Consider the following 13041-nt stretch of genomic DNA (forward strand, 5'->3'; position numbering starts at 1 on the left):
AGGAATTATAATGCTTATTAAAAATGCAAAGCTCGTCAATGAAGGGCAAATAGTCAGTAGCGATGTGCGTATTGTCGGCGAGCATATCGAGAAAATCGCCTTTTCAATTACGCCAAAGGCCAACGAGCCTGTATTAGATGCGAAAGGTAAATACCTGCTGCCCGGCATGATCGATGATCAAGTGCACTTTCGTGAACCAGGTCTAACACACAAAGGGACTATCGCAAGTGAGTCACGTGCTGCGGTGGCAGGCGGTATAACCAGTTTTATGGAAATGCCTAACGTTACGCCTGCGACCACCAGCATTGAGGCACTCGAAGCCAAATTTGATATTGCTGCGCGTAGCAGTATCGGGAACTATTCTTTTTATCTGGGGGCTACTGAACATAATTTAGAACAAATAAAGCGCTTAGACTCAAGCACACATTGTGGCGTAAAGGTCTTTATGGGGGCATCAACAGGTAATTTATTAGTTGAAAATACCACGGCATTAGAAGGTATTTTTCGTGAAGCGCCGACCTTAATTGTCACGCACTGTGAAAACGGCCCCGTAATAGCACAGAATCAAGCCAAACTGGATAACCTAAATCGAGACATCGTTATTCAAGATCACCCGATTATTCGCGATGACGAAGCCTGCTTCGCCTCTTCATCCTATGCAGTTAATCTTGCGAAACGATTTGATAGCCAATTACATGTATTGCACATCACAACAGCAAAAGAGCTGAGTTTGTTTACTCCAGGCGCTATTCACACTAAAAAAATTACAGCTGAAGCATGTGTACATCACTTATGGTTTTCAGAGCTCGACTATGCACGTCTTGGCAATCAAATAAAATGTAACCCAGCAATCAAAAAAGAATCAGACCGACAAGCACTTCTTAGTGCACTACAAGATGGCCGTATCGATATCATCGCAACCGACCACGCACCACATACGTGGGAAGAAAAGCAAGTACCTTACCCAAGCGCGCCAGCCGGTTTGCCATTGGTGCAACATGCCTTACTCAGCTTATTAGACCAAGTTCATCGCCAAGTGATGACCCTAGAGCAAGTGGTAGAAAAAACAGCACACAACCCCGCTATTCGCTACAACATTAAAGACCGTGGCTATATTCGCGAAGGCTACTATGCAGATTTAGTGTTAGTTGATACAACTGAGCAATATAGGGTCACACCAGAAAGCATACTCTATCACTGTGGTTGGTCTCCCTATATGGCTCATCAATTTAGCGCCAGTATTGTCAGCACATGGGTGAATGGTCAGCTGGTATTCAATGGCAAAGAAATAATAGAACAACCGCTTAGCGCACGGAGATTAACCTTTGAAAAACAATAATCCACTCCCAGATATACAAAGCCAAAATACCCGCCATAAAAACCTGCCATTACAATGGGTGGGTATGGAAAATATCGCTGTGCCACTGAATTTAACTTTGGCGCAAGGTACACAAAAACCCAGTGCGCAAGGCCATATATTTGTTAATTTAGTTAACACTCAAGCCAAAGGCATTCATATGTCTCGGCTATATCGATTACTCAATCAGCTCAGTGCTGAAGAATGTGATCAAACCAATATCACTACCTTGCTTCGGCTTGCTGTTGCATCGCAAGCCGGGCTCAGCGACTGTGCCAAATTACAGCTAGACTTTGATATCACACTGAACAAACCAGCATTATTAAGCCAAGAATCTGGTTCTCAGCGTTACCCAATTAGCTTAATCGCCAGTAATGAACAAGGCCGCATTCATTACGAGCTAAAACTGACAATACCTTATTCAAGCACTTGCCCTTGCTCGGCATCGTTATCGCGCCAACTTAGTGCCCAAGCCATTGATAAGCAATTTACCCAATCACACATTGATAAAGCTCAGCTGTTAAAGTGGCTACAATCAGAGCACGGTTCCATTGCAACACCTCATAGTCAGCGCTCTTACGCATATCTGCATTTACATTTAGAGCACAACAGTCAAGCGCAATGGAACCCATTAGATAAATTCATTTTTCAATTTGAAGAAGTCATAGGCACTCCAGTACAAACCGCTGTCAAACGTGAAGATGAACAAGAGTTCGCTAGGCTCAATGCCAAAAATTTGATGTTTTGTGAAGATGCTGCTCGGCGTTTAAAAGCAAACTTAGAAAGCATGGACTTTGTCAAAGACTACCAATTTAAAGTAGAGCATCAAGAAAGCTTACATGCGCACAACGCCGTCGCTTATGAACAAAAATACTATTGAATAGGAAGCAATATGGCCTCTGAACTGGTCCTTATCTTATTTGAACAATGGAACCAAGCCTTACAAAGCGGCGACCCAAAACGCGTTACTGAGTTATACGCTCACGACGCGGTTTTACTGCCCACTATTTCTGATCTGGTGCGCCACAACCCACAAGAGTTTAAAGATTACTTCATTCTATTTTTAAAGAATGAGCCCAAAGCTCATCTAGTGGAAAGTAATGTTCGTACTTATACCAATATTGCCATTCATTCAGGAATTTACCATATTCAGTTAAACCAGAACCGACAAGTACAAGCACGGTTTACTTTTGTATATCAAAAAATTAAGACACAGTGGCTTATTGTAGAGCACCACTCTTCACAAATGCCTGAACAATAAGATAAATACGCCGCCCCCCCCTTCAGGAATAGGCTCTTCTCTTATTCCTGCCCCCTAATTGGTGTGTCATCCCAAGCTAACCTATACTTGAATAACGCTGTTTAATACTGGGTACATTTCATTGTACAAAACCTTTATTCTTTTCACCCTTTTCGTCTGTGAGTTATGTACCGCTGCACCGAGTGACCAAAAAGCTGAGAATGAATATTTGCTGCAACAAGCAAAATACTTTCTATCGTCTGACCCAATACAAACGTTACATATATTAGACGCGAACCTTGATCTTGCCCAGTTGACCCAACCACAACAAATTCTTTGGCATATGATCAACACGCGAGCATCCACTAACACCAATCAACTGGCACGTGCGGGTGCATCAATAGAATACTTGCTTTCACACCCTACACGCCCTTTCTTTTTAAAAAAGCGCGTCGCTATTTTGAGAATGGTGGGAATTTGGCTGCGAAAGTCTTCGTATTTTAAAGAGGCCGAACTCACTTTTCATTGTGCACTCAAGCAACCTTCATCTTCTGTTCAGAGAATCGGGTTAACAATCAGTTCCGCCATTATTGCGCGTCGGCAAGAGCACTATCGCAGAGCTAAAACACTCTATTTAGAGGCACTGGATATTGCTAAAAAGTTAGACAAAAAAAGCGCTGTAGCAACAATCACCAATAATTTGGGGGTGCTTGCGTTAGATAACGGCAACCTTGAGCAGGCTAATGCCTATTTTAGGCTTGCATTGGCCGGGCATCAGCTACAAGGAAAAAAACCGGGACATATCAATTCTGGCATCAATTTACTCTTTGTTTTCTTACTGCAAAAACAATTTGTAAACTATCAACGCCTGTATGAACCTATCGTGCAGCTCGTTAATGAACTACCCGATAAACCGAAAAGAATTTACTTATTTTGGGTAAATAGCACTTATAAATTTGAGCAAGGTGAAAAAATCAACCAAGCTACTAAAGAGCAACTCATTTCACAGTTTTACCAACTAGAAAGTCGAGGCCTCAAAGCATTAATAAAACAACACTTAGCGTCACGGTTAAATTTAAGTGTGACTTTACCGGCTAAGGTGCCCAACAAAGTATTCACTGCACCTTGGTTTGACACAGTCAAATCATGCACTTGGTAGAGAGTAAGTAAAGCAACTGAAAATAAGATACAGATAAAAATAATCACAAGGTGACTAAAAAAGTGGAGTTTCACGATATTACGTTGATGTTTGCATTAACGCTCGCCGCACTCATTGGTGCCGTTATGATCGCTGCCATTGGAAAAATGAGCGACTCAGCTCTGGGAGCCAGAATGTGGGCGCTGGGTTATAGCTGTTTAGCGATTGCCTACGCAATTAATGTTTTTGTTTCATCTGAGTGGAACCCCATTAGGGGTTTTACTTATAACACCATGTTGATTGCTGGTCACACTTGGTTACTGGCGGGCACTTGGCAATTTATGAATAAACCTTTACCCCCTCGTACTATTTCCCTGCTCTTTATAACCATTTTTGCATCCACCGTTGTGTTTACCTTTGTTATGCCGATACGCGATGTGCGCCTCGTAACCATTGGTATCTGGCTGATCGTAGTCCGAACAAGCTTTGCGTATTGCTTATGGCGCTATGCTAACAATAATCGCTACGAAAAAACCATTTCGCGCGTGGCAGCATCGCTTGTGCTCATTGAAGTCATTGCCACCATCATTTATACCACCAATGGCGCGCTTGGTGAGCTGCCTCTTATCGGTAAACAAACAGGTACCGTGGCTGTTATTACTTGGTTAGGTGCCTTAGTTGGCATTATGGTCGGAGCACCGATTTTAATGCTGCTCAGTACCAGCCGCTTTATCGCTGAATTAGACAAAGCAGCTCACCACGACCCACTCACAGGTCTATACAATCGACGTGGTTTTTACTACGCAATAAAGCCGCTGCTTACCATTGGTGCACGCCAGCACAGCAACATACATGTTTTTATGCTTGATATTGATAATTTCAAACTGTTAAACGACTCACACGGCCACCTCGTTGGTGATACAGTTTTAGAGCTGGCTGGCAAAACACTGTCAGACATCATTCGCGAAAGTGATGCGGTTGCCAGATGGGGAGGAGAAGAGTTTTGTGTACTGACTTATGCCATGCATACGCATCATGCTTTAGAAGTCGCTGAGCGTATTCGTCAGGTCTTCACTGAAAAATGTACGCAGCACCCAGCACTCATGCATGAAAGCGTCACACTCAGTATCGGTATTGCGATTAATCAAAAGAATAATGAACGCTTTGATGCGATTCAAGCACGAGCGGATAAAGCACTTTATACTGCCAAAGAAACCGGCAAAGACAAAACTATTCTCTACAATGAGTAATGTGCTTTTTAACGCAATATAGTGAATTTAGCCTCTTACAACACGGTTTCGCCCTTCAGCTTTGGCTTGATAAACCGCGTGATCGGCCTGTTTTAGTGATTGACTAAAAGGCAGTTGTAAATTGACTTGCGTCACCCCACAACTGACGGAAATCATGATTTTCTCAGGGCCATAACGAATTTGCTCCTGTGATAGAGCGATACGTAAACGCTCAGCAACATGATACGCATTATCTGCATTGGTGTGAGGTAAAATAGCAATAAACTCTTCACCACCGAGCCGACATAAGCAGTCTTCGGTTCTGAGTACTTGTTTACAACACGACGCGAAAGCCTGTAATACAATGTCACCCACCTCATGCCCGTAGGTGTCATTAATTGCTTTGAAATGGTCAATATCAACCATCACCATACTTAAGGGCAATTCCGCTCGCGTATGGCGGCTAATTTCTCTATCAGCATAATCCATCAAGTAGCGGCGATTTTTTAGTCCTGTCAGCGCATCTTGAAATGCCAAGTCTGTCAGTTGTTGTTGTAACGCCCACAACTCACTCACCAATATCCTACGGCTACAACAATCCGCAATTATTTCCGCATAAGACACTTCGGCCATTTGCCACTGCCGGGGCCCTCCATCGCCTTCACAGCAAACAATGCCATGGGGCACACCATTTTTAAAAATAACGGTATCCAACATGGTTGTTATGCCATTAGGGCGTAAATACTCATCTGTGAATTCAGCGGTACGAGCGTCTGTTTCAGCGTCATGGGCGGCAATAGATTCACCTGTCATTAACGCATCAAAATAAGCAGGGTAACGCTCATAACTCAATTTTGCATAATCTGTTTGATCCACATTACTTGACCAATCGGTATTGGCAACATTGAGTAAAAAGCAAGGTTGAGTATGATCGTCAAACAGCCAAACAGAGACCCTGCTAACCGCAAGTGTTGTTCGTCCTTCGTCAATAATATCCTGTAAAAATGCTTGATAACTACCTGAAACGTCAACTTCTTGAGAACATACACGTCTCAAACGTTGCGTTACTTCACTTAAATCATTGAGCATAAGACACCAAAGCCACTAAGAATACACACAACAAACACTTTTTATACCTCTACTAAGCATACGCAATAATTCAAGAAAGTAGGAACTATTTTATTCATGGAAGGTATATTTACGTATTATTGTGTGCTTTTCGGGGGGTTAAGCACAATCTAACCATCCGCTGGTTTGGCTTAGATTAGATTGTGAGAAAATACCTAAATACTACAGGTACTTTGCCAAGTACTTTTTAAAGATGGGATCTGTTTGCGCCAAAGTTTTTTGTTCGGCTAGAATCTCTTTCAAAATTGTTTTAGACGTTAATGGATTTGCCAACACCACTCTGAAAACCACCGTCGGTTGATTATCATATTGTGGTGGTGTCAACCGAGTACGTGAAACAAATGAACGACCCGTTTCACGCTGGCGCTTTTGCATACTCGCAGTAAAGCGGTTTAACGCTGCATATATTTCAATGCGCTCAGCTTCATCCGCTTGTGCAATGGCGCGCTTTATTTGGGTGGGCACATACCGATACGTTAATAAGCACAACTCGGGTTCAGAAATAAGTTCAAAGTCAGGGTCATTTTTTATCAACTCGGCAAAGTAACCCGCTTTGTCGATGCCTTTATCAATCAACATTTCATAGCCTTTACGGCCAATCACACGCATACAGGCATGTACCAGCATCGCCATTCCTGGACGACTACCTTCTAATGTATGACTGCCTAAATCTTTTGAGCCTTTACGTAGAATATATTCAGCATGATGCTCTATTACATCCGCGGCGGCTGGGTCTTTAAATAACACCAGCCCAGCCCCCATTGGCACATACATTTGCTTGTGTGCATCAATGGTAATTGAATCAGCGCGTTCAATACCAGTGAGTAAATGACGGTTATTGTCTGACAACAAGGTTGCTCCGCCCCAAGCGGCATCGACATGAAAATAGCATCCCAGTTCCGTACTGAGATCTGCCATCTCATTCAACGGATCAATATTGCCAGTCTCCGTTGTGCCTGCCACACCCACTAAGGCTAATACCTTAATGCCTTTGGCTTGCAGTTCCAACGCTTTTTCACGCATTTTTTCGACGTCAACTTTGTTGTTATCTCGGGTTGGAATGCCAATAAAATTATCTCGCCCTAACCCCAAAATGTCAGCGGCTTTACCCAATGAGTAATGGCCACGCTCTGACACCAACACTGCTAACCCTTTATAACCGTAATGCAGCATGCCTGCTAACACACCTTGTGCGGCAATGCCTTTAAACTCGCCATCGGCTTTGAGCAAACGATTTCGTGCAATCCACAGCGCGGTAATGTTGGCAATGGTGCCACCAGAGCAAAACGCGCCCAATGATGTTTTCGCGCTGTGCATCCATTTATCATAAAAACTGGCCTCGTTACCATAGGCTAAGTGATGCATCATGCCTAAAACTTGGCGCTCTAATGGGGTGAATGCTTTAGACGTTTCGATTTTTACGAGGTTTTGATTTAAACCTACCATCAATTTCGACAGTGGAAGCACAAAATGAGGAAGCGCTGAGGTCATATGCCCGATAAAGCTCGGTGCGGCAGTGTGCACTGAATGGGCAACCAACTGCTCCATAATGTCCTGCGCATAGTCAGACACAAACATTGGCTCTTCAGGGATCACAGCATCCTGAAAGTCCTTTTCTATTTCATGTAAAGGCTTCTCAATAGCCGCGATGTTCTCATTTAAGAACCCGGCTAAATTATTAGAGATTTCTAACTCTATCTTACTCAGAGTCGAATCTGGCGCTTCTGGCACCGTAAAAATACGCATCAAACTTTCTTCAGAAGCGACAGCACAACGCTTTGGACCCATCTTGCTACCTAATTACCCCTACAGATCTATTGCGTTTACCACAATGCCCGTAAGTTTGTTATGACGAAATGGCTAACTTTACTTCAAGTTGCTAGGTTTGTCTCGCTTTGAACGCTGAAAAGTCGCGAAATACCTAAATGATTAGTGACATTATCATTCAAATATAACGACACTTTATTGAAATTTACATGTATATTTAAGTTTATAAATAGTAAAAATAATATCAATATGTGCTATCAATCCTTTGCATTGCTTTAGCTTCTAAGTTTAAAATTAAGGGACAGGATTAAAAAGGGAATTATATGCTCAGAAGGACCTCTCTCGTTGTTTGGCTATTTATTGGGTTCTCTACCTTTATTGCAAGCCTTGCGGCTTATGTTGGGTATACCTACCATACAACACGCCAAGCCATTATGGATGATATTGATACGCGCCTATTATATGCGGCTAAAAGCGCACAACTTATTGTCGGTAATGATTTCCATAACCAATTAGAAAACATTGAGCAATATCAATTTCAATCACTCAGTGCCAAGTTAACCGAACTTAGCGAAGCGCTCGGTGTTGAATATGTCTACACCATGATCTACGACTCGCCATATGTGCGCTTTACATCGTCCAGCTTCACCAAAGAAGATTTAGAAAATGGTCGTGTCACCCAATTCTTAGACCCTTATTTAGAAGCCACCGTTATTAATAAAGGGGCATTTCGCTCAACAGAACCTGTTTTTGAAGTCTCTGAAGACCAGTGGGGCTACTTTAAAACCATTTTAGTGCCGTTTGTGAGCGCAGACGGCACAATTTACTTAGCCGGTGCAGATATCACCATTGACAACGTGCAACGTCAATTAAGATCAAGCGTGGCAAAGGCAACGCTCACCGCCAGTTTCTTTTTCTTTATTTCTTTGCTCGTCGCTGGGCTCTACTTGTTGCTTTATCGTAAAGCCATGACCTCCGATACCCGAACGGGCTTTGCTAATCGCATCGCTTTAGAGCGTGATTTGGCTAAAAACCAAAACCAGCACCTGAGTCTAGCGATTGTGTGGGTTAGTGAGTTAGAAGATATCATTAGCTTTTATGGGGCGAGTATTGGCGACCAAGTCATTCAACGGGTCATGCGCCATTTTAGCGAGTTTACTTATCCTTATCCGGTATACCGTCTTGCCACCTCTAAATTAGTGATCATGTGCGACACCGATAAAGGAGAGCATTACCTGAATAATTTGATCAGAGAGTTTCCAAGCTCGCATCCTGTCATAAATAGCCCACACCTATATATTCAATTGTGTGCAGGTATCGCCTCAGGTAATAAAGCTTTATTGCTAGACAACGCCTATGTGGCATGTCGCCAAGCCAAACAACAAAATAAAACCGTCTGTATGTACACCACCAACAACCAAGAGGCGAAACAGCAACAAGCGAGTCATCTGGCAATGGCCAATACCTTACAAAATGCCTTTGAACACAACCGTATTGTCGCTTACTTTACACCGCGATTTGACGTACAAAAAAATCAAATTACGCAACACATTTGTACAGCACGTGTTATCAACGAGCAAGGTGCAATTCTCAATGCCGATATGTATCAAAAAGTTGTAACACGCTCGCGTATGGAAGGCAAAATGACCCACAACATTTTGACGCAATGTGTCACTCGCTTCAGAAAAACCAATACAGCATGGAGCTTAAAGCTCAGCTATCAAGATGCAAGTGACCCACAACTGATTGACTTTATTAATCAAGAATTAAGGCGTTACCCGCAACCTGCGCTGGTGACCTTTGAATTTGATGAGCAGGCAGTGCTCAATAACTTCAATTCAATGGCAACCTGTATTAATGGCCTCAAAAGTAAAGGGGTGAAAATATTAATTAATGATGTAAGTAGCGGGTTATTAACCGTCAGCCGAGTTATGAAACTCAATATCGATGCCATCAAGCTCGATGAAAGTATTTCGGCGCATATGCACAGAGATGATCAAGTGTTTGAATTCATTTCTCACTTGGCCAAGCTATGTAGTGACCGAGATATAAGATTGATTGTGGGGGCCGTGCAAGATGAAACACAGTTTCAGCGTTTTATTGATGCGGGTGTGAGTATGATGCAGGGTCGCTATATTGGCAAAGCGACTCCTCACATCAAAACAGACTCACGTAATCTAACTCACTAAAGGTTTATGACTAATCGCGTGCTCGACTGACCACTCATCCAGTATTTACGTTCAAAGGGGGTAATGGCTTGGTCACTACTATAAGGCTCGACAGCAGTCGGATGCCCTGATAATTGTAAAGCACGCGCAAACTCTTTAACGTAAATATCCCAATTACTGCGCACTTCAAGCCGACCACCCAGTTTAACAATAAAAGGGAATACCCCAGCACCATGCCAACGACGGCCAATGTGCTTTGCTTTTGGCCATGGGTTTGGGTAAAGCAAGTAATGATGGGTTGGCTGCCAATTGGCCGCCACAGCCAAACGCCAAAAATCATTCAAGTCGGCTCGCACCAAAATATACTGTCCTGACTCCGTTTGCTTATATTCAACATCATGTTTGTCTAACCGATGTGCCGACTTATCGATGCCAATAATTAATGCATCTGGATGCAGTTTCGCCAAATTAGCGGTACTTTCTCCGACGCCACAACATGAGTCTAAAACAATGCCGCCAGTAAAAGCCTGAACACGCTCATTAACTTCATCAAACGCTTTTTGAGTATGTGCCGCAATGGGCTTTTTAAACTCAGCCGTTAGGTGTTTATTTACAATCTCATCTAGCTTTTCATGTAAGCTAGGCTGGTTTGAGACAATACTTCTCGAATTTGCTTCTGTCATCAGTGACGTAGTCCTACTCCTCGGCGAATTAAAGTAAGCGCCAAGATAAATAACCCAGTAATAAATGCCAATAATACCGTAAATGCCACGTAAATGTTGACATCTGATACCCCTAAAAAGCCAAATCTAAACGCATTAACCATATAAATAATGGGATTCGCTTGTGAAACGCCTTGCCAAAACTCCGGTAACAGCGTGATCGAATAAAACACCCCACCTAAATACGTTAAAGGTGTCAGAATGAAAGTAGGAATAATACTAATGTCGTCAAAACTGTTAGCAAATACCGCATTAATTAACCCTCCGAGGGCAAACACCGCAGACGTCAGTACTACCGTCGCAACGATCACGCCAATATTATGTATTTGAATATCCACAAAAAAGAGTGATACCAAGGTCACAATGAAGCCCACCAGTATGCCACGTGCCATACCACCGCCCATATAACCCAGTACAATTATGTAGTTTGGCACGGGCGCAACCAATAGCTCTTCAATGCTTTTTTGAAATTTCGTCGAATAGAAACTCGACGCCACATTCGAATAGGAGTTGGTGATCACCGACATCATGATTAAGCCTGGAACAATAAACTCCATATAACTAAAGCCCCCCATTTCACCAATACGAGAGCCAATTAAGCTACCAAAAATAACAAAATAGAGCGTCATTGTGATGGCTGGTGGCACCAATGTTTGCACCCAAATACGCAAAAATCGTATACATTCTTTAATCCAAATACTTTTTAATGCTACCCCGTAGCGAGTAATGCTCATGACGCGCGCCCTTGCTCTAATAACCCAACAAATAACTCTTCTAATCGGTTTGCTTTATTACGCATACTTAATACCGTGTTGCCTTGTGCACTGAGCTGCGCAAACACCTCATTAAGGCTTTGTGATTTTCTAACTTCCACCTCCAGCGTGTGCTCGTCAGTTAAGTTAAATGCATACCCGTCAATGTCTACTGGCTGTACTGGCATTTTTAAATCCAGCACAAAGGTTTCTTTGTCTAACTTCGCCAGCAGTGCCTTAATCGTGGTGTTCTCGACAATCACCCCTTGATCAATAATGGCAATGTTTTTACACAGCAGTTCAGCTTCTTCAAGGTAGTGCGTGGTCAAAATAATGGTCACTCCTTGCTCGTTTATTTCACGTAAGAAGGTCCACATAGAACGGCGTAATTCAATATCAACCCCCGCGGTGGGCTCATCTAAAATAAGTAACTTTGGCTCATGCATCAAAGCGCGGGCGATCATTAAACGACGCTTCATGCCACCCGATAACGTACGTGCCTGTTTGTCTTTTTTCTCCAGTAGCCCCAATTGTGCTAAATATTTATCAGCACGTTTATGGGCTTCTTGTCTTGGTACACCATAGTAACCAGCTTGATTGACCAAAATCTGGCTTAAGGTTTCAAATTGGCTAAAGTTAAACTCCTGCGGTACTAACCCCAGCTCAGCCTTCGCATCTTCAAGGGCGGTATCAATAGAATGCCCAAACACCTGAACATCACCGGCGGTTTTATTCACCAATGAAGCAATTACCCCGATGGTGGTTGATTTACCCGCGCCATTTGGCCCGAGCAAGGCAAAAAAGTCTCCTTGCTCTACCTGTAGGTCGATGCCTTTTACCGCTTCAACGCCATTTTTATAGACTTTTTTCAAGCCTTTTATATCTAATGCAACCGTCATGTTATTTTTGTTCTCCATAACCCCACCGCTTGGTCAGGGTATGCTCTATATTGAGGTGATCTAAAATGCGTGCCACCATAAAATCAACCAAATCATTAATGGTCTCTGGCTGATGATAAAAACCGGGCGCCGCAGGCATAATTGTGACGCCTAACTGGCTCAGCTTCAGCATGTTTTCTAAGTGAATTGAGCTAAATGGTGTTTCTCTGGGTACTAAAATGAGCAGCCCACGTTCTTTAATCACCACATCGGCAGCACGCTCTAATAAATTGTCGGAGGCGCCCATGGCAATGGCTGAAACAGCTCCAGCACTACACGGGCACACCACCATCTTTTTAGGCGCTGCAGAACCCGAGGCAACAGGGCTAAACCAATTGTCTTTGCCAAACACCTTAATTTGTTCAGGTTGGGCATTAAACATGGCCGTTAGTTGCTCTGTGGCTTTTTGCTCATTGCCTGAGAGTTTTACATTTGACTCAGTATCAAGCACAACGCGTGCAGCACTGGAAATAAGTACAAACACTTGGTAATTCATGGCCACTAATACATCTAGTAATCGCAACCCATAAGGCGCACCTGATGCACCACTAAACGCCAGCGTAATCGCAGGTTTAAAACTATTCACGACATTTACCCTTATT

The 13041-nt window shown here is 43.0% G+C and carries 12 protein-coding genes; 6 read left to right on the forward strand and 6 right to left on the reverse strand.

The features are described 5' to 3' along the window. Positions 1–10 precede the first annotated feature (10 nt). The 5 genes from J8M01_RS13710 to J8M01_RS24365 all read left to right on the forward strand — a co-directional run bounded on the left by J8M01_RS13710 (position 11) and on the right by J8M01_RS24365 (position 4985). A complete protein-coding gene (locus tag J8M01_RS13710; protein WP_211058376.1) occupies positions 11–1339 on the forward strand; it encodes a dihydroorotase in 1329 nt (442 codons plus the stop codon). Then, entirely contained in the window at positions 1326–2237 is a 912-nt protein-coding gene (gene folE2 / locus J8M01_RS13715) for a GTP cyclohydrolase FolE2 (RefSeq protein WP_211058377.1), read from the forward strand. Before J8M01_RS13710 ends, folE2 begins: the two co-directional genes overlap by 14 nt. Positions 2238–2249: 12 nt before the next feature. Further along, positions 2250–2618, forward strand: a complete 369-nt coding sequence (locus J8M01_RS13720; RefSeq protein WP_211058378.1) for an SgcJ/EcaC family oxidoreductase — start codon at positions 2250–2252, stop codon at positions 2616–2618. Between the two features lie 121 nt (positions 2619–2739). Further along, entirely contained in the window at positions 2740–3756 is a 1017-nt protein-coding gene (locus J8M01_RS13725; protein WP_211058379.1) for a tetratricopeptide repeat protein, read from the forward strand. Between the two features lie 62 nt (positions 3757–3818). Then, entirely contained in the window at positions 3819–4985 is a 1167-nt protein-coding gene (locus tag J8M01_RS24365) for a GGDEF domain-containing protein (RefSeq protein ID WP_211058380.1), read from the forward strand. Between the two features lie 27 nt (positions 4986–5012). Here J8M01_RS24365 and J8M01_RS13735 read toward each other — a convergent pair whose 3' ends face one another. Both J8M01_RS13735 and panP read right to left on the reverse strand, forming a co-directional pair. Then, the gene (locus tag J8M01_RS13735; protein WP_211058381.1) at positions 5013–6053 is read right to left on the reverse strand and encodes a sensor domain-containing diguanylate cyclase; all 1041 of its coding nucleotides are present in this window, start codon (positions 6051–6053) and stop codon (positions 5013–5015) included. A 201-nt stretch (positions 6054–6254) separates the two neighbouring features. After that, entirely contained in the window at positions 6255–7880 is a 1626-nt protein-coding gene (panP, locus tag J8M01_RS13740; RefSeq protein WP_211058382.1) for a pyridoxal-dependent aspartate 1-decarboxylase PanP, read from the reverse strand. A 302-nt stretch (positions 7881–8182) separates the two neighbouring features. Between panP and J8M01_RS13745 the strand changes: the two genes are divergently transcribed. Continuing rightward, positions 8183–10048: a GGDEF domain-containing protein gene (locus tag J8M01_RS13745; protein ID WP_211058383.1), complete on the forward strand. Its 1866-nt coding sequence runs from the start codon at positions 8183–8185 to the stop codon at positions 10046–10048. Here the strand turns inward: J8M01_RS13745 and J8M01_RS13750 are convergent. Genes J8M01_RS13750 through J8M01_RS13765 form a run of 4 tightly spaced genes read right to left on the reverse strand, consistent with a single transcriptional unit; the run spans position 10045 to position 13025 of the window. Beyond that, positions 10045–10710: an SAM-dependent methyltransferase gene (locus J8M01_RS13750; protein WP_192505986.1), complete on the reverse strand. Its 666-nt coding sequence runs from the start codon at positions 10708–10710 to the stop codon at positions 10045–10047. The two genes, J8M01_RS13745 and J8M01_RS13750, sit on opposite strands and share 4 nt — an antisense overlap. Next, a complete protein-coding gene (locus J8M01_RS13755) occupies positions 10710–11477 on the reverse strand; it encodes an ABC transporter permease (protein WP_211058431.1) in 768 nt (255 codons plus the stop codon). The genes J8M01_RS13750 and J8M01_RS13755 overlap by 1 nt, the downstream gene beginning before the upstream one ends. Before the next feature lie 2 nt (positions 11478–11479). After that, the gene (locus J8M01_RS13760) at positions 11480–12400 is read right to left on the reverse strand and encodes an ABC transporter ATP-binding protein (RefSeq protein WP_192506075.1); all 921 of its coding nucleotides are present in this window, start codon (positions 12398–12400) and stop codon (positions 11480–11482) included. 1 nt (position 12401) lies between these two features. Then, positions 12402–13025, reverse strand: coding sequence for a flavin prenyltransferase UbiX (locus tag J8M01_RS13765; protein WP_211058384.1), 624 nt, complete (start codon positions 13023–13025; stop codon positions 12402–12404). Between the last annotated feature and the right edge of the window lie 16 nt (positions 13026–13041).

It is taken from the genome of Pseudoalteromonas sp. MMG005 (genome assembly GCF_018101015.1).
In the GTDB taxonomy this organism is placed as follows: domain Bacteria; phylum Pseudomonadota; class Gammaproteobacteria; order Enterobacterales; family Alteromonadaceae; genus Pseudoalteromonas; species Pseudoalteromonas aurantia.

Coding starts and splice junctions, on each gene's coding strand:
- J8M01_RS13710 (WP_211058376.1), top strand. CDS start 11: ATGCTTATTAAAAATGCAAAGCTCGTCAATGAAGGGCAAATAGTCAGT.
- J8M01_RS13720 (WP_211058378.1), top strand. CDS start 2,250: ATGGCCTCTGAACTGGTCCTTATCTTATTTGAACAATGGAACCAAGCC.
- J8M01_RS13735 (WP_211058381.1), bottom strand. CDS start 6,053: ATGCTCAATGATTTAAGTGAAGTAACGCAACGTTTGAGACGTGTATGT.
- panP (WP_211058382.1), bottom strand. CDS start 7,880: ATGGGTCCAAAGCGTTGTGCTGTCGCTTCTGAAGAAAGTTTGATGCGT.
- J8M01_RS13745 (WP_211058383.1), top strand. CDS start 8,183: ATGCTCAGAAGGACCTCTCTCGTTGTTTGGCTATTTATTGGGTTCTCT.
- J8M01_RS13750 (WP_192505986.1), bottom strand. CDS start 10,710: ATGACAGAAGCAAATTCGAGAAGTATTGTCTCAAACCAGCCTAGCTTA.
- J8M01_RS13760 (WP_192506075.1), bottom strand. CDS start 12,400: ATGACGGTTGCATTAGATATAAAAGGCTTGAAAAAAGTCTATAAAAAT.